At 46.1% G+C, this 19,951-nt stretch carries 16 protein-coding genes and 1 tRNA gene; 4 read left to right on the top strand and 13 right to left on the bottom strand.

The annotated features are described in order from the left end of the window. Positions 1 to 12: 12 nt before the first annotated feature. From rseP to rimO, 7 genes are all read right to left on the bottom strand, one after another. Complete coding sequence (gene rseP / locus ACTXGE_RS10010; protein ID WP_443541458.1) at positions 13 to 1,380, bottom strand: RIP metalloprotease RseP; 1,368 nt, start codon at positions 1,378 to 1,380, stop codon at positions 13 to 15. Between the two features lie 12 nt (positions 1,381 to 1,392). Then, the gene (ispC, locus tag ACTXGE_RS10005) at positions 1,393 to 2,604 is read right to left on the bottom strand and encodes a 1-deoxy-D-xylulose-5-phosphate reductoisomerase (protein WP_443541457.1); all 1,212 of its coding nucleotides are present in this window, start codon (positions 2,602 to 2,604) and stop codon (positions 1,393 to 1,395) included. Positions 2,605 to 2,755: 151 nt separating this feature from the next. Next, positions 2,756 to 3,565: a phosphatidate cytidylyltransferase gene (locus ACTXGE_RS10000; protein WP_443541456.1), complete on the bottom strand. Its 810-nt coding sequence runs from the start codon at positions 3,563 to 3,565 to the stop codon at positions 2,756 to 2,758. A 140-nt stretch (positions 3,566 to 3,705) separates the two neighbouring features. Next, complete coding sequence (uppS, locus tag ACTXGE_RS09995; RefSeq protein WP_443541495.1) at positions 3,706 to 4,452, bottom strand: polyprenyl diphosphate synthase; 747 nt, start codon at positions 4,450 to 4,452, stop codon at positions 3,706 to 3,708. Between the two features lie 282 nt (positions 4,453 to 4,734). Then, positions 4,735 to 5,289 carry a ribosome recycling factor gene (frr, locus tag ACTXGE_RS09990; RefSeq protein WP_317199688.1) on the bottom strand — a complete coding sequence of 185 codons (555 nt, stop codon included), beginning with the start codon at positions 5,287 to 5,289 and terminating at the stop codon, positions 4,735 to 4,737. Positions 5,290 to 5,357: 68 nt separating this feature from the next. After that, entirely contained in the window at positions 5,358 to 6,083 is a 726-nt protein-coding gene (pyrH, locus tag ACTXGE_RS09985; protein ID WP_435950637.1) for a UMP kinase, read from the bottom strand. A gap of 269 nt (positions 6,084 to 6,352) precedes the next feature. Continuing rightward, complete coding sequence (rimO, locus tag ACTXGE_RS09980; protein WP_443541455.1) at positions 6,353 to 7,891, bottom strand: 30S ribosomal protein S12 methylthiotransferase RimO; 1,539 nt, start codon at positions 7,889 to 7,891, stop codon at positions 6,353 to 6,355. 179 nt (positions 7,892 to 8,070) lie between these two features. On the opposite strand from rimO, the gene ACTXGE_RS09975 reads away from it, so the two are divergent. From ACTXGE_RS09975 to ACTXGE_RS09965, 3 genes are all read left to right on the top strand, one after another. Next, on the top strand, positions 8,071 to 9,345 hold the full coding sequence (locus tag ACTXGE_RS09975) for a two-component system sensor histidine kinase NtrB (RefSeq protein WP_443541454.1): 1,275 nt from the start codon (positions 8,071 to 8,073) through the stop codon (positions 9,343 to 9,345). A 34-nt stretch (positions 9,346 to 9,379) separates the two neighbouring features. Next, complete coding sequence (locus ACTXGE_RS09970) at positions 9,380 to 11,050, top strand: sigma 54-interacting transcriptional regulator (RefSeq protein WP_443541453.1); 1,671 nt, start codon at positions 9,380 to 9,382, stop codon at positions 11,048 to 11,050. A gap of 213 nt (positions 11,051 to 11,263) precedes the next feature. Then, positions 11,264 to 11,348: transfer RNA gene (locus ACTXGE_RS09965), tRNA-Leu, on the top strand. A 63-nt stretch (positions 11,349 to 11,411) separates the two neighbouring features. Here ACTXGE_RS09965 and ACTXGE_RS09960 read toward each other — a convergent pair. After that, positions 11,412 to 12,374 (bottom strand): serine/threonine protein kinase, encoded by a 963-nt coding sequence (locus ACTXGE_RS09960; RefSeq protein ID WP_443541452.1) that lies wholly within the window; start codon positions 12,372 to 12,374, stop codon positions 11,412 to 11,414. Positions 12,375 to 12,448: 74 nt separating this feature from the next. Between ACTXGE_RS09960 and ACTXGE_RS09955 the strand changes: the two genes are divergently transcribed. Continuing rightward, positions 12,449 to 13,375: an ATP-binding protein gene (locus ACTXGE_RS09955; protein ID WP_443541451.1), complete on the top strand. Its 927-nt coding sequence runs from the start codon at positions 12,449 to 12,451 to the stop codon at positions 13,373 to 13,375. A gap of 9 nt (positions 13,376 to 13,384) precedes the next feature. Here ACTXGE_RS09955 and ACTXGE_RS09950 read toward each other — a convergent pair whose 3' ends face one another. The 5 genes from ACTXGE_RS09950 to gyrA all read right to left on the bottom strand — a co-directional run bounded on the left by ACTXGE_RS09950 (position 13,385) and on the right by gyrA (position 19,824). Beyond that, complete coding sequence (locus tag ACTXGE_RS09950; RefSeq protein ID WP_443541450.1) at positions 13,385 to 14,533, bottom strand: MBL fold metallo-hydrolase; 1,149 nt, start codon at positions 14,531 to 14,533, stop codon at positions 13,385 to 13,387. 46 nt (positions 14,534 to 14,579) lie between these two features. Beyond that, positions 14,580 to 14,804: a hypothetical protein gene (locus ACTXGE_RS09945; protein WP_317199981.1), complete on the bottom strand. Its 225-nt coding sequence runs from the start codon at positions 14,802 to 14,804 to the stop codon at positions 14,580 to 14,582. A gap of 112 nt (positions 14,805 to 14,916) precedes the next feature. Next, positions 14,917 to 15,585 carry a glutathione S-transferase gene (locus ACTXGE_RS09940; protein ID WP_317199980.1) on the bottom strand — a complete coding sequence of 223 codons (669 nt, stop codon included), beginning with the start codon at positions 15,583 to 15,585 and terminating at the stop codon, positions 14,917 to 14,919. Positions 15,586 to 15,831: 246 nt separating this feature from the next. Continuing rightward, positions 15,832 to 16,896: an EamA family transporter RarD gene (gene rarD / locus ACTXGE_RS09935; protein ID WP_443541449.1), complete on the bottom strand. Its 1,065-nt coding sequence runs from the start codon at positions 16,894 to 16,896 to the stop codon at positions 15,832 to 15,834. Positions 16,897 to 17,037: 141 nt separating this feature from the next. Further along, on the bottom strand, positions 17,038 to 19,824 hold the full coding sequence (gene gyrA, locus ACTXGE_RS09930; protein ID WP_443541448.1) for a DNA gyrase subunit A: 2,787 nt from the start codon (positions 19,822 to 19,824) through the stop codon (positions 17,038 to 17,040). Positions 19,825 to 19,951 lie beyond the last annotated feature (127 nt).

Here is a 19,951-nt window from a genome sequence, read left to right as displayed (position 1 = left end):
CGCTATTAAGCATTAAAATAGCCGGCTGATGTCATTACCAATCGCTAACACCATGAAACCTACCAGCAAGAGTAAACCGATATTTAACCCCGCTATTTGTATGCCTTCAGGTAGTGGCTTACCGCTGATAAGCTCTATAACATAATAGACAATATGACCGCCATCGAGCACTGGAATCGGAAGCAAATTGAGTACAGCAAGACTTAGGCTTATAAGCGCAGCGGTCGATAGCACCATCTCCCAACTGATATCAAAGCTTTGCTTGGCAACTTTAGCTATAGTGATCGGCCCTGATAAATTATCTAATCCAATCATTCCAGAGAGCATCTTGCCCATCGAGCTGACCGTCATCACCGCTAATTGCTCTGTTTTTTTGAACGATTGTACCAAAGCGGCGCCCGCGCCGTACTCAACCGTGGTCTTATAAGCATCTGGAATTACAATGTCAGTCTGTGCGACCATAGCACCTATCTGTCCATAGCGGTTACCCATAGTATCTTTTTTGGCCTGCGGCATAATCTGCAGAGTCATCGGTTTGCCATCGCGTAGTACCGTAAAATTAAGCAGCGTCTCAGGACTGTCTTTAATGATTCGAGTGGCACTAATCCAATCGCTTATAGCGATATCATTGATAGCAGTGATTTGGTCGCCAACTTGCATACCTTGCAAGCTTGCCGCGCCGTCAGCGGACAGCTCACCAATGATAGGAGCAATCGTCGGTTGCCAAGGCAACATACCAAAACTAGTCAAAGCGTCTTTGCCTTGGTCATCGCCTTGCATAAACTCGCTAACAGGTGCCTGATACGTTTGGGCGACTTGCTGGTCAGACTCCAAGGTTACGCTGACGCTTTGGGTCTCACCCATGAAATTGGCTAAGCGATAATTGATCGCCTCCCAAGTTTGCACCTCATGACCGTCAATCGCGACGATTTTGTCACCCGCTGGCATATTAGCCATTGCCGCTGGCGTGTCTGGTAATATTTGACCAATCTTGGTCGCTAATTGCTCAGATGGCGTCATAAACAGCACCCAAAACAGCGCAATCGCTATGATAAAGTTCATCAAGGGGCCTGCTGCGACAACCGCTATCTTTTTTAGCGGATGCTGGCGATTAAACGCTAAATGCAGCTCTTCCTTTGCAACTTCGCCCTCGCGCTCATCGAGCATTTTGACATAACCACCCAGAGGCAGCGCTGAGATACGATAATCGATACCGCTTTTTTTGCTCGTCCAGCCTGCAATCTTGGGACCAAAGCCAATAGAGTAAGTCAACACTTTGACGCCGCAAAGACGCGCCACAATATAATGACCCCACTCGTGCAAGGCAATGAGCGGACCTAATACAAAAATAGCCGCCAGTAGCGTCAATATAAATGTCATGATAAGTCTCGTTTAAATCTCGCTATATTGTTGGCTGATTAGACTTTGAGCATGGCGACGCGCTAGGGTGTCGATAGCTAAAATGTCGTCGATGTCAGCATCAGCTTCTAGCGCGGATACTGCGACTTGAGCTAATGTACGCTCATTAATATCGGCGATATCGGTTAGGCGAATGTGCCCGTCCAAAAATGCGTTAACGGCAATCTCATTAGCCGCGTTCAATACAATGGTCGCCTGCGTACCCGCTTGCATTGCCTGCCTAGCCAAACGCAAACAGGCAAATTTTTGCAAGTCAGGCTTGATAAATTCAAGCGCACTTAGAGCAAATAAATCTAAAGGCTGCGCGCCGCTATCGATACGCTTGGGGTAGCTGAGCGCGTGAGCAATAGGCGTCTTCATATCTGGACTACCAAGCTGTGCCAAAAAGCTGCCGTCACTATATTCTACCATTGAGTGAATGATACTTTGCGGATGCATGACGACATTTATTTTGTCCTCTGGCAAATCAAATAAATGACATGCTTCTATCAGCTCAAGTCCTTTGTTCATCATAGTCGCAGAATCTACCGATATCTTTTGACCCATCGACCAATTGGGATGTTTGACCGCTTGAGCGACGCTTGCTTGCTGCATCTGCTTAAAGGTTTGATCCAAAAAAGGTCCGCCTGATGCGGTCAGCCATAATTTGCGCACACCAAAGCTACTGTCATGGATTTGCTCAGGGTCTTGTTGAATACTCGCAGGTAAGCATTGAAATATCGCATTGTGCTCTGAGTCAATCGGGAGTAGCGTGGCCTTATGCGTTTTTACGGCGCGTATCAGCACTTGACCTGCCATGACCAAAGCTTCTTTATTCGCCAGCAAAATACGTTTGCCTGCGCGCGCGGCAGCTAAAGTAGATGGCAGACCTGCCGCACCAACGATAGCAGCCATAACCGTATCAGTTTGCGCGTCGGTTGCAATATCGATAAGCCCTGCTCTACCGCCTACGACATCAAGGTTTAAGCCTACCTCTCTTAGGCGCTGAGCGAAGCTGTCGACATCCGCGCTAGGGACACAGACGCGCATGGGTTTGAACTGCTGACATAGCGCAAATAGTTTGTCTAAGCGCTGATAGCCTGATAACGCATAGACAGTATAATCATCAGAATGATCTGCCAAGATAGCCAGCGTGCTATCACCGATTGAACCCGTTGCGCCTAATACAGCGATGCGTTGTGTCATGATGAGTATTGCCTATAGATGATGTCAAAGTAAGAAGTGTTTGGATATGGATAAGGTAGTTCGCAATTAGGGCATTTTTGATAAGCCATCACATACCTTAAACACGTATAGCTTTCTTATTTTAAAAAAAGTAAGCCATACCTGTTTGTATTTAAATCACCAAAAGGTTTGAGTATTGTAGCGCCCAAAAGCCAAGAGCAAAAATAGGCGTGGCTGATAGTAGCGAGTCGATACGATCAAGTATACCGCCGTGACCGGGCAAGATAGTGCCTGAATCTTTGACTTTAGCACGGCGTTTGAGCATAGATTCAAACAAATCACCGAGTACCGAGACCAGTATGGTAAGCGCAGATAAGGTAGCAAAAGCGATTAAGGGCAAGCCTGTCAATTGCAACTTAAAGACGCTGATAGCAAGCACCACTAAAAGACCCGTAACCAGTCCACCTGCAAGCCCTTCCATGCTCTTGTTTGGTGAGACGTTGGGCGCCATTTTGCGCTTGCCGATTTTGCGCCCAACAAAGTAAGCGCCGCTATCAGCGCACCATACTAGCAAGAACACATAAAGTAGCCACCACGGTGACAACTGCCACAAATAGAACATCGCGGTAATAGACGAGGTTAGGATAACCACGCCCATCAATGCCAGCTGCTTGCCATACCAATTGGTATGCGTTGGAAATTTGCGCACCCATGACAGCGCCATGATCCAGATGATTAAGGAGGCGACCCACCATCCGATCCAAGTGACTTTAAAGAACAAAGACACCAGCGTTATGATAAGTACCATAAAGACAAAAACCGCAGGTTGACGCCACTTAGGCATCAGTTTGGTCCACTCATGAGCTGAGATGGTCACGCCAATGGCGAGCAGAGGGAGAATCAAATAAGGCTCTTGACTGGCGAATAGCGCAATACCAACGATAATAACTAGAACAATTGCTGTTTTAATCCGTTGCCACATGGTCACCTAGCCTTATAAAGTCAAAAGAGGTCTAAAAATGACCACAGTATAACAGTAAATACAGCGTCTTAAATAAAACCCTTGCGGTATAGCGCGCAAAATGACGCGCCCCAAATAGCAGTTTTTTATAAATCTAGACTCTAAGACAAGTCTTGTACTTGAACTTGCTCACTGGTTTTGCCAAAGCGGCGTTGACGCTGCGCGAAATCAGTGAGCATTGCTTCAAGCTCATTTGGCGTAAAATCTGGCCACAAGGTCTGAGTAAAAAACAGCTCTGCGTACGCTGATTGCCAAAGCAAAAAGTTAGAGAGCCGGTACTCACCGCCTGTGCGAATCAGCATATCTACCGCTGGCGCGTCCGCTAATTGTACGTGCGCAGCTAAGCGCTCCTTATTGATATCCTCAATTTGCAACTGTCCTGCTAGCACTTGCTCGGCAAGCGTTTTTGCAGCATGTGCCACATCCCACTGCCCGCCGTAGCTGATGGCAATAACTAAGGTCATCGCTTCAAAATCAGCGGTTTTTTGTTCAGCGTCAGTCATCAAATTCTGTAACTCGCTACTGAGCGGACTGCGATCACCGATAAAGCGCAGACGAATACGATATTTTTGCATTCTTGGCATTTGCTCGTTGATAGTCAATGCCAACAAGCGCATCAACAGCGCTACTTCATTCGGCGGGCGCTGCCAATTTTCACTCGAAAAAGCAAAAACAGTTAACACGTCAATACCAGTGCTTACGCAGTACTCGACGATAGGATCTAGCGCATCTTTACCTGCGATATGGCCTTCACCTTTAGCAAGTTTATGATGATCGCCATAGCGGTTATTGCCATCCATAATGATAGCAATGTGCCGCGGCATGAGAGATTTATCGTTTTTGTTCAGTGTGGACATGAGGTCGTCTACTTGTTGTGATAGTGGGGTTATCATAACGTGCTCTATATCGTAGCAAAAGCCTTGCGCTAGTATTTCACAAACTTATCATAAATAGGATAACTCGTTAAAAAAGCTTACCGTAGCGTTTTTGAGCAATGTAGAGCGATAAGTTTAAAAATGGGCCTAATTTTCGATATTAGAGAGCAGATATAACTTAACCGATAGTGCTACATAACAAACAGCCCATAGCATCACACTATAGGCTGTATTTTACCAAGATTAAAAATGCGCTTACACTTCCATCAAGTCGCTTTCTTTTTTGCTTAAACGACTATCGATAGTGTCGATGTACTTATCCGTAATCTTTTGAATATCATCGTTAGCGCGGCGCTCATCGTCTTCTGAGATTTCTTTTTCTTTGGCCAATTCTTTGATGTCATTCATCATATCACGGCGAATATTGCGAATAGAGACGCGGCTGTTTTCGGCTTCACCGCGTGCAAGCTTTTGCATATCGCGGCGCGTCTCTTCAGTGAGTGCTGGCATCGGTACGCGGATCACATCAGCGGTCATAGGGTTTAGACCCAAATCTGCTTCGCGGATAGCCTTGTCCACGGCTTGTACCATAGTGCGATCAAAGGGCTGCACTAATAGCGTACGTGAGTCTTCGACGTTAACGCTAGCGACTTGATTTAAAGGCGTTGGTGCACCGTAGTAGCTCACCATAATCCCTGACAGCATCCCTGGGTGGGCGCGGCCGGTACGGACCTTACTAAAGGTGTTCTCAAGCGCCTCTAGCGTTTTTGCCATGCGCGCGTCGCCATCTTGTTTAATCTCTTTAATCATAATAGATCCTTATATCGATAATATTTGCTATGTTATAGCGCTATAGACTAATTGTGCATTATTTTTTATTAATGATAAACGCGCGTGCCTTCATTTTCGCCCATAACCACATTTAGAAGGGCATTGGGCTTGGTCATATCGAACACTTGCAAAGGTACGTTATGCTCACGGCACAGTGCAATTGCGGTTAAATCCATAACGCCAAGTTTTTGCTCGAGCACCTCATCAAAGGTTAGACCATCATATTTGACCGCATCGCTATGCAAGCTTGGGTCTTTGTCATAGACGCCGTCTACTTTAGTCGCCTTTAATATAAGACCCGCTTCAATCTCAATCCCGCGTAAACAAGCAGCAGTGTCCGTCGTAAAGAATGGATTGCCTGTACCAGCCACAAAAATACAAACCTCACCGTTTTTGAGATAGCGAATTGCATTACGGCTACTATAACTCTCAGTCACTTCACCAATAGGTAGCGCTGACATCAAGCGCGTCTTGATATTGCGGCGCTCAAGTGCGTCACGCATCGCAAGGCCGTTCATCACTGTTGCAAGCATTCCCATTTGATCGCCGGTCACACGTCCGACCAAGCCCTCTTTTTGTAACTGCGCGCCGCGATAGAGATTGCCACCACCGACGACGATACCGACCTGAACCCCAAGACCGCGCAGATGCGCAATAGATAAACTCATTTTATCTAGCACTGAGGTATCAATACCCATGTCTTTGCCGCCTGCTAACGCCTCGCCTGAGAGTTTGAGTAAAATACGCGAGAATTGAGGGTTCTTGTCAGACATAGGATTACCTTTTATGATTGGGTGATTTATAATTGGGTGATAACAAAATTTTGGATGTGCTCTCAACCTAAAGCGTCAGACGCATGCTCGGGTGGACGCTTAGGTCAAATTGCGCTAATTGTAGCAAAAACTGCTCGTCGTTGGGCAATTTTCACTGGCGTTAATGGTTAAATCTAAATGTGTTTATGACTTAGGCTAAATCACAATCTATCTGCCAATTTAACCTAGCTTTCACTTACCCTATTTTTTATTTTAATCTAGCTTTTAGTTTAACCTTGATAGCTGGCAAATAAATCATATTCGCTAGCGTCATCAATCGTGACCGTTAGGAGGTGGCCCACTTTTACAGTGGCATTAATATCATCGACGTAGACATGACCATCAATCTCTGGCGCATCGGCGTAGCTACGGCAAATAGCGATGCCTTCCTCAAAGTCTATCTCGTCAACGAGTACTTGCAGGGTTCTACCGACTTTTTCTTGCAGCTTTTGCGCTGAGATGTCTTGTTGTAGCGCCATCAAACGCTCATAGCGAGACTGCTTAACGTCCTCTGGTACATGATTGGGCAAGTCATTAGCAACCGCGCCCTCGACTTCTGAATAAGTGAAGGCGCCGACGCGATCAAGACGTGCGCAGGCCAGCCAATCGAGCAGACACTGAAAATCGGCTTCGGTCTCACCTGGGAAGCCAACGACGAACGTCGAGCGAATAACAATCTCAGGGCAAATCTCGCGCCATTTGTGGATACGTGCCAAGGTGTTTTCGCTATGCGCTGGGCGCTTCATGGCTTTTAAGATGCTATGACTGGCATGCTGGAACGGAATATCGAGATAAGGTAACAGCTTGCCCTCGCCCATGAGCTCAACCACTTTATCGACATGCGGATAAGGATAAACGTAATGCAAGCGTACCCAAATCCCTAAGTCATTCAATGCTTGACACATGTCATAAAACTTGGACTTAAGCGGCATGCCATTCCAAAAGCTGGTCTTATATTTGAGATCCAGACCATAAGCGGAGGTGTCTTGTGAGATAATAAGCAGCTCTTTGACGCCAGCATTTTTGAGTGCTAATGCTTCGTTCATGACGCTATCGATGGGACGCGAGACCAAATCACCACGCAGGCTTGGAATGATACAAAACGTGCAACGATGATTGCAGCCCTCAGATATTTTTAGATAAGCATAATGACTCGGGGTTAATTTAATACCCGCCTCATTAATCAGATCTATTTTTGGATCATAGTTGTCATCTACGCTGCGCGCGGGCTTAGGCACGTGTTGCCCAACTGCGGTGATGACTTCATCATAAGCATGAGCGCCTGTCACCGCGAGCACAGCAGGATGCATTTGACGAATTTTGTCCGCATCGCCGCCCAAGCAGCCGGTAACGATGACTTTACCGTTTTTGCTGATGGCCTCACCAATTGCATCGAGCGACTCTTGTACCGCTGACTCGATAAAGCCGCAGGTATTGACCACGACCAAATCAGCACCTGAATAGTCACTTGCCACTTGGTAGCCGTCGCGCGTAAGTTCTGTAATAATACGTTCGCTATCGACCAAGGCTTTTGGGCAGCCAAGCGAGACAAAACCGATCTTTGGCGCCGCATTCACAGGCATGCTCACGCTTGCTTCACCACTTTGCTCAATGCTCCGGTTCTGATTATGATTGGCCTTATGATGATAAGGCTGCGCCGGCTCCTCAGGGGTTTGTACTTGGGCAGGATTAAAGACGGTGGCAGTATCTTGCAGCGCTGATTGCGGTTTGCTATTTGTCGTCAATGATTCGGTTGAGATTTTGGACATGGCTGACCTTGCTTAAGATAAAATAACTGTGCGCATTGTACGTTTTTTTTAGTCAAATCACCAGTTTAAACGTCCAATTTGCCGCGCCAGTTTTAGCAGCAAGCTTTTGATTTATGGTTAAATATTCTATTTATGACTTCTTGTGTTGATTATAATGCTAAGTGAAATGCCAATTTTTTATGGATATCCCTTTTGTGACTATCACTGTGCCAGGCTCTAATGAGTTGCAAACCGCTTTTATCTCCCAGCACCTATTTACCGCCGTGCTATGGGTCGATGAGGCGCTTATTATTCAATGGCTAAATCCGCAAACCGAGCAATTACTCGCTATTAGCCGCGCGCGATTATTAGGTCACTCTATTCTAACCCTGCTAGCGCCAGATGAGGTGTCTAATCACTTTAAAGGCTCAGATGCAGCAAATAAACCTTGCTTACTAAAAGAGCGTTTTGCGCAAGCTCAACACTTTCAGCAGCCCTTTATCGATCACGATCATGTTATTAGATCGTCATTGAGTAATAGCGCGTTACTATCTATAGACTATAGCGTGACGCCAGTCATTTATCAGCAGCAGCCGTTTTTTATCATAGAGATGTGGGGCAAGAATCGTCAAAGCCGCATTACCGAAGATCAGCGCAAACAGCAGCAGTACGAGGTGGCACGGCAAATGCTCCGCTCGGTCGCTCATGAGGTCAAAAACCCATTGGCAGGTATTCGCGGCGCAGCGCAGTTGCTTGAGCGACAATTCAACAAGCTATATGATATAAGTGAAAATAATAGCTTGTCTAACTATTCTAATAACAATCTTGCTCCTTCTGAACCTGCTGCTCGTACAATTGCGCAAAAGCTTCGTAGTTATACTCATATCGTTATCTCAGAGACCGATCGTTTAACGGCTCTTATCTACCAATTACTGGGCTCCAATCAGTTGCCCAATTGGCAAGCTGTCAATATTCACGAACCGCTTGAGCATGTGCTGATGCTTGCGCTCAATCAATATCCTAATGTAACCATTGAGCGAGATTATGATTTGTCCTTGCCTGAGCTTATTGCCGATAAGGATCAGCTGATTCAAGTGGTTTTAAACCTGATTAATAATGCTTGCGAGTCGATGAGTGAAAAGATCTATGATACGTCTGTTCAATCAGCCACACTTCGTATTCAAACGCGAGTTGCCTTTCAGCATACCATCGGTCATCAGCAGCACAGACAAGTACTGCAAGTTGCTATTACAGATAATGGTTTGGGGATAGATCCTTTGCTTATCGAACAAATATTTTTCCCGATGGTGACTCACCGCGCAACTGGTACAGGTCTTGGACTCTCCATCGTACAAGATATCGTGCATCGCCATCATGGTATGATTGAGGTGACATCAGATCACAAGCAAGCGCACACATGCTTTACGCTGTATTTACCTTTTGAGCAACCGAGCGATACCGTCGGTACCTCGTAAAACATCACTTAAGATTGCCCTTTAGGCTTTTTATATGACTGAAAATAACTTTCATAAATCATCCGCAACGCTATGGCTAATCGATGACGATGCGGCCTTGCGTCTCATTCTCGCCGATACCTTTACCGATGCCAATCTCAATGTCGTCAGCTTCACGCAAGCAAAAGCGGCCTGGACACGGCTTAATGATATATTAAAGGAGCGTGAACCCACATCCGAGCTGCCCGATGTGATCTTGACCGATATTCGCATGCCGATGATGGACGGCTTATCCTTTAGCGATTGGGTACGCCAGCATTTCCCTGATCTGCCCATCGTCATTATGACCGCGCACTCAGACATCACCTCAGCGATTAACAGCTACCAAGCAGGCGCGTTTGAGTATCTGCCTAAGCCGTTTGATTTAGACGATGCGGTCGCAACCATTTATAAAGCTATCGATTATCAGCCAACAGACAATGCCAGTCCTCAAAACTGCACTGAAGATAATAAAACCACTACGATAGAAAATAAAACAAGTAAAAAAGATAAGCCAGTCGAGGTAAAACCTACTTGGCCACTCAAAAAACAGGGGCAAGATAACACCGCTCAAAGAACTAACAAACCCCACCTCAATCCTAATCCCAATCCCAATCCCAGCGGCATTATTGGTCAATCGCTCGCGATGCAGACTGTCTTTCGTGCTATCGGACGTTTGGCACACTCCCCTATTACCGTCCTTATTACAGGGGAGTCAGGGACTGGCAAAGAGCTGGTGGCAGGCGCACTACATCAACACTCACCGCGCGCGCAGCAGCCTTTTATCGCCTTAAATATGGCAGCCATTCCTCATGATTTGATTGAATCTGAGTTATTCGGACACGAAAAAGGCGCGTTCACAGGAGCCACCACGCGTAGGCAAGGACGCTTTGAGCAAGCGGATGGCGGCACGCTATTTTTAGATGAGATTGGCGATATGCCGTTTAGTACTCAGACAAGGCTGCTACGAGTCTTGGCAAATGGCGAATTCTATCGGGTTGGTGGTCAACAGCCAGTCAAAGTTGATGTACGCATCATCGCCGCTACCCATCAAAACCTTGAGCACTTAGTTGAGCAAGGCAAGTTCCGTGAGGATCTATTTTATCGGCTCAATGTGATTCGTATGCCGCTGCCACCGCTACGTGCGCGTATCGATGACATTCCAGCATTAGCGGAGTATTTTATGCGGCGCGCCGCTGAGCAAATGGGCACAGAGCCCAAGCAGTTACACACAGATGCCATGCGCATGATGCAAGGGTTTGAGTGGCGCGGAAATGTTCGTCAGTTAGAGAATGTCTGTCTATGGCTGACCGTCATGACCACAGGCGATACCGTTATGAGCGAGGACTTACCGCCTGAATTACTTGCTCAAGTCTCTACCAATACCGCCATACCAAATGATGCGCAAAGAGATTTGACTCAAAACAGTCAACCGCTATCGATAGCCGCACAATCTGATTCCGGTTATAGCGAACGCTGGCAACAAGTCTTGTCCGAATGGGCGCAGCAAGCCTTGCAATCAGGCGCTACCGATATACTGCAAACAGCAACGCCTGAATTTGAGCGTATCCTTCTGAGGGCAGCACTCAGGCATACCGGCGGCAAAAAAATAGCAGCGGCCAACCTGCTTGGCTGGGGACGCAATACTTTGACGCGCAAATTACAACAGCTCGATATACCGCCCTAAGCGTATCGTCAAGGCACTTAAAATGATTTAATACCAGTTAAGCGCTATCAACACAAAATTAAATAAGGCTAAAAGTAAAAATAATTGTCAAAAGGGGTTGTCAAACGACTCAAACTCTATATAATAGCCAACCACTGAGACGCACTACCGAATCAGTTATTCGTCTTGAGCGCGTTTGAATCTAAACGTTTTTGATGATAGAGTAACCAAAATGGGGCTGTGGCGGAATTGGTAGACGCACCAGATTTAGGTTCTGGCGCCGCAAGGTGTGAGAGTTCGAGTCTCTCCAGCCCCACCATTTTTCGATAGTAACTCTTAGACCAAATACCAAAGCCTGCTTATTAGCAGGCTTTTTTGTGTTTTATAAATAACTCAAATCTTCCAAAACCTCCTCCATACTCAAATACCTCTTCTCTACCCGCTTCGCAAGTGCCTTAGCCAAAATCAATTGATAGCGACGATATTGAGAAGGTAATAGCGGAATAGACTGCTGACAATGCTGAATGGCCCAATCTCTTATCGGCTCATAACTTTGATTATCAATTTTATATGCTCGCTCGCCCATTAATATCTCATACAGCATAATACCAAAGGCATAAATATCACTTTGCACACTTGTATTTTGCCCTTGCCAGCATTCGGGTGCTAGATAAGCGGGCGTGCCTGAGCTAGTTTTTAAGTTGTTTTTCTTAGCACTTTCAACAGAGCTGGGATCAATCAGTTTTGCTAAAGCAAAATCAGTAAGTAATAAGGCAGGATTTTTCGTATTGATAAAGTGCTTGTTATTAATTAAAAAATTACTCGGTTTGATGTCGCCATGACTTAAGCCAGCGTTATGCAGATGAGCTATCAAGCGTGCCGCTTGCATTATGAGCTGATGCTTTTGCAGCTCAGTTAAAGGCTGGGTGAGATACTTCGCCAAACTTCCCTGCGCGTAATAGGGCATGACGAGTAAGGTTAGGGTTTGCTGCTTTTCTAATACTTTTAAATGTAGGATGTCAAAAGCCAATACTGATGGCGCAATAGCAATTAGATTCTTATGATTTTGCTCTAGAGCACGCAAGACTTTAGCTTCATCATGAAACTCAGATGAACAGTCATCCATACTGAGCTGCCATCTGATCATGACATCACCGAACTGCTCATGCTGAGCGCGAGTTATACCTTGATATATCTGTGTATTATCAGCCTGCTGACTGATCCGTTGATGAGCCATGTTTTGATAGCCAAGCTTGAAAAACTTGCGTGTGATCATAGGCAACAGCTGACTCGCCTGCACTTGCAAGGCTTGTTGTTCTAAAGACATCGCGGCGCTATCTTTCATGATAAAATAAAGCCCTTGTATTTAACGAACAAAACAAACCCCTATTCTAACTACTCTTAATGATAAGAAACACTATGTCTCAGTACGCTCTACCTAAGCCTGTATTAGACTTGCTTGCTCAGTACTTACAGCAGCAATTGCCGCCTACTATTGAGATTGATCCCGAGCAGCTCGCTTATCGCTGGGTCGGCGGCGCGCAAGGTCATCTAGAACCTTTAGCCGTCAACCTGTTTTTGAGTTTAGATGACTTGCATGGTATCGATACGCAAAAGGCAAAACTGGTACAGAACACGCGCCAGTTCTTAAAAGGCTATCCTGCCAATCACGTACTCATGACAGGAACACGCGGCGCAGGCAAATCATCACTGGTGCGAGCACTGCTACAAGCCTACCATAACGAAGGGTTGCGCATTATCGAGATTGCCCGTGACGATTTAAAGGTACTGGACAAAATTCGCGCGGCTATCAATGCGCTGCCAGCGGATTGCCACTGCCGCTATGTGGTCTACTGCGATGATTTGGCGTTTAACGGGCAAGATGAGAGCTATCGCACGCTCAAAAGTGTATTAGACGGCGCGCTGGACTCTGAGCAAGACAAGCTACTTGTCTATGCCACTAGTAATCGACGTCACCTACTGCCGCAGCTCATGAAAGATAATGTCAGTATTTATGACGGTCAGACCGATGAGGTCAACCCTTATGAGACCATAGATGAAACGGTATCGCTCTCGGATCGCTTTGGTCTGTGGCTGTCCTTTCATCCGATGGATCAGCGCACCTACTTACACATTGTTCAGCATTATTTAAACACTATGTCTTTTAGTGCTGTGTCTGATGACAGTAATGAAGATGCAAATGATGACACTCTACCAGAGTCTATCAAAGCTGAAGCGCTACGCTGGGCCGCGCAGCGCGGCGGTCGCTCTGGGCGAGTGGCCTATCAATTTAGTCGCTACTGGATAGGACAGGTGCAATTGGCAATGGATGATGATAAACCTTAATATCAAAGTCTACGAATTTAGCTTATCAAGACCAGAATCTAAAGTAGAACCCAAAGCAGTCACTTGTCTATCAGCCCCTTCAACTAAATACTGGGCAAAGTCGGCAGCTAGCCATAGATTGCCCTGATAGGTGCTTTGAGCATCAGTGCGGATATGACCCATATTTGGCGTGCGACTGTCAGGATTATCAAAGCTCTGAAAACGCGCACTAAAATGCGTCAAAATTAGATTGGGCACACCCCTATCTTGCGCAAACTGTCCGATGAGTGCCGCGCTACTATGCATAGGATCAAACTCAAGATTTTTTGCCTGAATCTTGGCAAGCACTTGCGTAGTATAAGTGGCTTCGTGTACGAGCAGGTCTGTATCCTGTAGCGCGGTTTGTAAGCACGTAGGCGTGTCGTTATCTCCTGCGACGACGATACGAGTGCGTTTTTCCTCGGTGTTAACATAATCGGCTGAATATAGCCGCTTACCCTCTTTGGTATAGACGTCTTCGCCCTGTTGCAACTGTCCCCATATCTTACTAGCGGGCACCCCATCAGCGATTAACTTATCAGTGTTGAGCGTACGTCGACTTATCTTTTGCGTCATACCAAATGCGTGCGAGGGTACGCGGTGTGACAAGAGCGTAATATCAATATCGATATGATGCTGATCGGTTAGCTTGAGACGAATTTTATTGTCTTGGCTATCTTTAGCTTGTGATAACACCTCTTCTATCGCTATAAAATTAATAGTATAAGGCAAGTACAGATCAGTCGTTACTTTGACAGCCTCAATCAGCTGAGCGATGGCTTGCGGCGCGATAATCGTTAGTGGCTCAGAGCGTCCCGACATTGCGCTGCTAGCAAGCAAACCTGGCAGACCGTAGCAGTGATCGCCATGGACATGAGTGATGCAGATAGCGGCGAGCTGATGGACTGATAATGTAGTACGCAATAATTGCTGCTGAGTGCCCTCGCCGCAGTCTATGAGTAGCCACGGACGTGACTTTTTAGACGGTTGTGATGCAGATGCTTTTGAATGCGACGCTTTTGAATGCGACGCTTTTGAGTGAGATAAATAGGGATTAAGACATTCAACCGCCAGCGCTGTGACATTGCGATCTTTGGTAGGCACGCCTGCTGAGGTCCCCAAAAAGGTTAATTTAAGCATAAGCTACAGCTCTTATTTATATCTGTCAAAACGTATGCTTGTGAGACTAAGGCAATTGGCATGATAGCGTTCTCTCGCCTTCAATAATTTGACCGCCGCTGCCATAACACTCATTAACCATGTTGGACTCGTACGATTTCCAGCCGCCATAAAAACTGGCTACACATAGCAGCGCAACCAGTAGCTTTTGTCCCCAAGCTTTCATTGACACAGGCTGCTGAACAATGTCTTCTTCATTGAATGGGTTTTTTAAATTTTTTGGGTCTGCCATCATAATACCTTTATATTTACATCCAAAACAAAAGGGTGCGTTATCAATATTTTAATCGATAACGCACCCTTTGTCTTACTTTAAGTCCTGTTAAAAATTTTCAAACGATATACTAGAACTTTAGACGACCGCCTTTTTCTTCAGCGCGCTTAAAGGCATCACGCTCTTCACAGCGGTTAAGCCAGTTAAGCAGATTAGCATACTTTCTTTTATCCAGTCCTTTACCCGCATTAGCACCCAGTACAGCCAGATGCATCTGGATGTCAGCGGCGCTAAATTCGCTACCAGCGAAGTAACGATTGTCCTCTAAATGCTGCTCCATCATCGTCAGCATCTTATCCAAGCTGCTGCTAATCATGCTTTTTTCAACTTGATCACGAATCTTTTTACTAACAGGTTTGATCAGCATAGGTGACTGCTCGACGACTTTGGTAAATACCAAGCGCATAACTAGTGGCGGCATGACCGACGCTTCGGCAAAGTGCAACCAAAACGTATAGTTCTCCCACGCCGTCTCTTGATCATCAGTGGGTTTGAACTTATGCTCAGGATCATAGTGCTTGAGTAGATACTCGATGATAAATCCTGATTCTATCAGCGCTCGTCCATCAACTTCTAGTATCGGAGCATGACCGATAGGATGAATCTGCTTGAGACTATCAGGTGCGCGATAAGCCTTGTTACGTACATAACAGGTGAGCTTATAGTCAGCGCCCAACTCCTCTAATAGCCACAAAATGCGATGCGAGCGTGAGTTCTCTAAATGATGAAGATGTAACATAGGTAATCCTAATGTGATAATAGATATTTTATAAATTTTAGTTATTGTAAAGCTTATGCTTGATTGTCTTGTTATCTTTGATTACTAATAACAGCATAATTGTAAAACCATCGACGTCTGATCAAGTGCTCGTTAAATGCACCTAATCATAGCGTATTTTTTGCGTTTTGACACTTTATTGTATGACTAGTATAGAGGTAAAGGTTTTTGATCACCATTTATCTCTTTTAATATAGACCGTCGTTTTTAGCTTATGTTTTCTATTTTCTGCGATAGCTTTTCGATATTTTGTTGATACTTTTGGATTTTACGGAATCGATGTGCCGCTAGAGCGCCTTCAATACGGCGACTTTTCAGGCGGCGACGCGGCGGGAAGCTGTTCACCTGTGGCTCGTTGTAACCGTATAGATTATCCTCTGTGCGGCGCGTGATATAGCCCTTGGCACTATCGATAATCATCACTAGCAGCGCCAAACTAATCATCGCGTACATAAATAGTGAGCCACCCTCATCCAGACTTTGGTTGAGTACCGTTACGGACAATACAAACAGGAGCATAGGCTCAACATAGCTCAAAGCGCCAAACAACGAGATGGGCAGTTTGCTACTAGCGACCATGGTCAGCGACATCGCAAAAGCACTAAAGGCCCCTAACAGCGGCAACAAGTACCAAAACTTACTCGCTTGCATCGCCATACTAAAGCCGCCACTACTATAAAGCATGATTAAAACAAAGGGCGTCAGTAAGGTTAAATCAGACAACAAACCTGTGATAGGCGGTACAGCAAGTTTGCGACGCATCAAAAAATATGGCGGATAACCCAAACAGACAAACAAAGTTGCCCAAGATACCGTACCATACTGAAAAATATCGTAGCCAATACCGATAGCCGCAAGCAATGCCGCCACCCACTGCAGCGCACTCATATACTCACGATACAAAAACCGCCCAACAATAATCATCGCAAGCGGCAGTAAAAAATAGCCCAAGGTCACATCGAGACCCAGGCCATTGACTGGTCCCCACATAAACAACCAAATCTGCCCGCCAAGAATAGGCGTTGGTAAAATAAATAGCAACCAATCTATTGGCGTCTTTATGGTCTTTAGATAATCAACCACATGCTGCCACTGCCGAGTAAAGCTCACTAACAATATCAGGCTAAGCAGCATCATTAGCACCCGCCAAGACGCCACCTGCGTCCCTGATAAAGGCTGCATAAACAGCCCAAACAAAAACATCAAGGAGAATAAGAAGCTCGCTGATACAGAAGCGACTGTGCCTTGAAACGTTTGATTGGTCGTGAGCATAACGGTAGCCTCATAGGTTAGATAGATTGAAGATACTAGCGTGATAAAAACAGTTAGCAAAAACTAAAAACCCCCGACGATAACGTCAGAGGCTTTTTTTAAAAAAGGTTAAAAGTAAGAGTATGTTAGTCGCTTAGCGGATCAGTCCTCATCGGCGTCGCCTTCATTGTCTAAAGTAATATCGCCTAAAGCACCATCATCTTTTAGCTGATAGTCATTTGCAATATCGATAGAGTCATTGATCTCATCATGAGCGCTACTATCTGTCTGTGCGTCTATATCGATCTGCTCTTGGGCGTCAACATCAAAGGTGCCGTCCTCACGCATAGCATCGACGAGTGCATTATCACTCTCATCATGCTCAACACGGGCCATAGCCACGAGTTTCTCATCTTTTGACAGACGAATCAAAGTAACGCCTTGCGTATTACGGCCTGAGCTTGCGACATGCTCGACAGGGGTACGAACTAGCGTACCCTTATCTGAAATGAGAATAATGTCATCTTCAGGCTCCACCTTAGTCGCGCGAACCAAAGCACCATTACGCGCACTGGTTTTGATAGCGATAACGCCGCCACCGCCGCGGTTTTGGGTATTGAACTCATCGATAAAGGTACGCTTGCCAAAGCCGTTTTCACAGGCAATCAAGATTTCGCGGACATCATCTTCGATGACGACTAGGGATTTGATCACTTCATCGTCGCTCAGACGCATGCCGCGCACGCCTTTTGCAGTACGGCCCATAGAACGCGCATCATTTTCATCAAAACGAATAGCCTTACCACTTGAGGCAAACAGCATAACCTCTTGACTACCACTAGTAATGCGAGCGCTAACGAGCTTGTCATCATCCTCTAAACCAACAGCGATTAGGCCATTAGAGCGAATACTAGCAAACTGCTCTAGCTCAACGCGTTTCACTGTACCGTTAGCGGTTGCAAAGAACACAAAGTGACCGGTAACATCAGCGGTATTTTGCGGTATTGGCAGTATCGTCGTGACGGTCTCATCACCCGTCAAGCCAATGAGATTGACTAATGGACGACCGCGCGCGCCGCGACTAGCAATAGGTACTTCAAAGCCGCGTAGACTAAAGACACGTCCGGTATCGGTGAAGCAAAGCACCGTCGCATGCGTTGAGGTCACCACCAAATGATCGATGACATCGTCTTCTTTCATCGCCGTCGCTGACTTGCCTTTTCCGCCACGTTTTTGAGCGACATAATCATCGATTGGCTGCGTTTTAGCGTAGCCTGTACGTGATACCGTCATGACAACCGTTTGCTCAGGGATTAGATCTTCACGGTTAAAGTCGGTACGCGAGTCAATAATGTCAGTACGACGCTCATCACCGAAGTTGTCCCGAATCTCAATCATCTCATTAGCGATAATGGTCATCAGCTTATCAAAATCACCAAGGATAGCTTCTAAATTGGCGATTTCGCGCAGTAGATCTTGATACTCTTCAGTTAATTTGTCCTGCTCAAGACCTGTTAAGCGATGCAATTGCATATCCAAAATTGCATTGACCTGCTCAAGTGATAAGCGATAACTTTGCTCGCCTTGTACTGAGCCATCAATTAGACCAAAAGGTGCTTTGGGATCTTCGCCTTCAATATACTCTGGTCGTACTGACTGACTACCTGCGGCGGCGAGCATAGCAACGACGCTACCTGAGCCCCAAGTATTACCTAGCAAGCTCTCACGCGCCTCACCACGATTGGCTGAGGCTTTAATCGTCGCGATAATATCATCAATATTGGCAAGTGCAACCGTTAGGCCCTCAAGCAAATGACCACGAACGCGCGCTTTATTTAGCTCATAAATAGTACGGCGCGTCACCACTTCTTGACGATGACGCACAAAGGCGGCAATCAGTTGACGCAAGGTCAACAGCTTAGGCTGACCATTATCGAGTGCTACCATATTGATACTAAAGCTCGATTCAAGCGGCGTTTGCAAGAATAAGTTATTGACGATAACCTCAGCGGTCTCGCCACGGCGCAGATCGATAGCGATGCGCATACCGTCTTTGTCCGACTCATCACGAATCTCTGTGATACCTTCGATCTTTTTGTCACGAACCAGCTCTGCGATACGCTCAATCAGCTTGGCTTTATTGGTTTGATAAGGCACTTCTGTAAATACGATACGCTCGCGATCACGGTTGACGCCTGTATCACTCATCGGCTCGATGATATAACGACCACGCACATGCAAGCGGCCTTTACCCGTACGATACGCATCTAGGATACCTGCGCGGCCATAGATGATACCGCCTGTCGGAAAGTCAGGACCTGAGATATGCGTCATCAGCTCTTCCGCTGATATTTGCGGATTATTGGCATAAGCGAGGCAGGCATTAATGACTTCGGTCAAATTGTGCGGAGCCATATTGGTCGCCATACCGACCGCAATACCAGTTGCACCGTTGACGAGCAAGTTTGGAATACGCGCCGGCAACACGCTTGGCATACGCTCAGAGCCGTCGTAGTTGTCTTCCCAATCGACAGTGTCTTTATCCAAGTCAGCGAGCATCTGATGAGTCAGCTTGGTCATGCGTACTTCGGTATAACGCATGGCGGCTGGTGGATCATCATCGATCGAGCCAAAGTTACCTTGACCATCAACCATGGGATAACGCAAGCTAAAGTTCTGCGCCATACGCACGATAGCATCATAAACGGCGCTATCACCATGCGGGTGATATTTACCGATAACATCACCGACCACACGTGCCGACTTCTTATAAGCTTTGTTATAGTCATTTGATAGCACATGCATCGCATACATGACGCGGCGATGCACAGGCTTGAACCCATCACGCACATCAGGCAGCGCGCGCGAGACGATCACGCTCATCGCATAATCCAGATAGGATTGCTTTAACTCGTCTACGATGGCAATAGGACTGATCGAGTCGCTCATATATACTCCTTTACTCGCATTTCGTTCTACCGTTTATGCCTTAGTCGAAATGGCTAACTGTCATACGTAAATTAGACGCAAAAACGCGTCATTATTAGTAAAACTGACCATAAAAAGGAATTATAAA

The sequence above is a fragment of the Psychrobacter sp. T6-4 genome, from assembly GCF_052258425.1.
Lineage (GTDB): Bacteria > Pseudomonadota > Gammaproteobacteria > Pseudomonadales > Moraxellaceae > Psychrobacter.
Note: the sequence above shows the minus strand (reverse complement) of the source record. Positions and strands in the feature narration are given on the sequence as shown.

Excerpts from the sequence above, each read along its gene's own strand:
- rseP (WP_443541458.1), bottom strand. The coding sequence starts at position 1,380 with ATGACATTTATATTGACGCTACTGGCGGCTATTTTTGTATTAGGTCCG.
- ispC (WP_443541457.1), bottom strand. The coding sequence starts at position 2,604 with ATGACACAACGCATCGCTGTATTAGGCGCAACGGGTTCAATCGGTGAT.
- ACTXGE_RS10000 (WP_443541456.1), bottom strand. The coding sequence starts at position 3,565 with ATGTGGCAACGGATTAAAACAGCAATTGTTCTAGTTATTATCGTTGGT.
- frr (WP_317199688.1), bottom strand. The coding sequence starts at position 5,289 with ATGATTAAAGAGATTAAACAAGATGGCGACGCGCGCATGGCAAAAACG.
- pyrH (WP_435950637.1), bottom strand. The coding sequence starts at position 6,083 with ATGTCTGACAAGAACCCTCAATTCTCGCGTATTTTACTCAAACTCTCA.
- rimO (WP_443541455.1), bottom strand. The coding sequence starts at position 7,891 with ATGTCCAAAATCTCAACCGAATCATTGACGACAAATAGCAAACCGCAA.
- ACTXGE_RS09975 (WP_443541454.1), top strand. The coding sequence starts at position 8,071 with ATGGATATCCCTTTTGTGACTATCACTGTGCCAGGCTCTAATGAGTTG.
- ACTXGE_RS09970 (WP_443541453.1), top strand. The coding sequence starts at position 9,380 with ATGACTGAAAATAACTTTCATAAATCATCCGCAACGCTATGGCTAATC.
- ACTXGE_RS09960 (WP_443541452.1), bottom strand. The coding sequence starts at position 12,374 with ATGAAAGATAGCGCCGCGATGTCTTTAGAACAACAAGCCTTGCAAGTG.
- ACTXGE_RS09955 (WP_443541451.1), top strand. The coding sequence starts at position 12,449 with ATGTCTCAGTACGCTCTACCTAAGCCTGTATTAGACTTGCTTGCTCAG.
- ACTXGE_RS09950 (WP_443541450.1), bottom strand. The coding sequence starts at position 14,533 with ATGCTTAAATTAACCTTTTTGGGGACCTCAGCAGGCGTGCCTACCAAA.
- ACTXGE_RS09945 (WP_317199981.1), bottom strand. The coding sequence starts at position 14,804 with ATGGCAGACCCAAAAAATTTAAAAAACCCATTCAATGAAGAAGACATT.
- ACTXGE_RS09940 (WP_317199980.1), bottom strand. The coding sequence starts at position 15,585 with ATGTTACATCTTCATCATTTAGAGAACTCACGCTCGCATCGCATTTTG.
- rarD (WP_443541449.1), bottom strand. The coding sequence starts at position 16,896 with ATGCTCACGACCAATCAAACGTTTCAAGGCACAGTCGCTTCTGTATCA.
- gyrA (WP_443541448.1), bottom strand. The coding sequence starts at position 19,824 with ATGAGCGACTCGATCAGTCCTATTGCCATCGTAGACGAGTTAAAGCAA.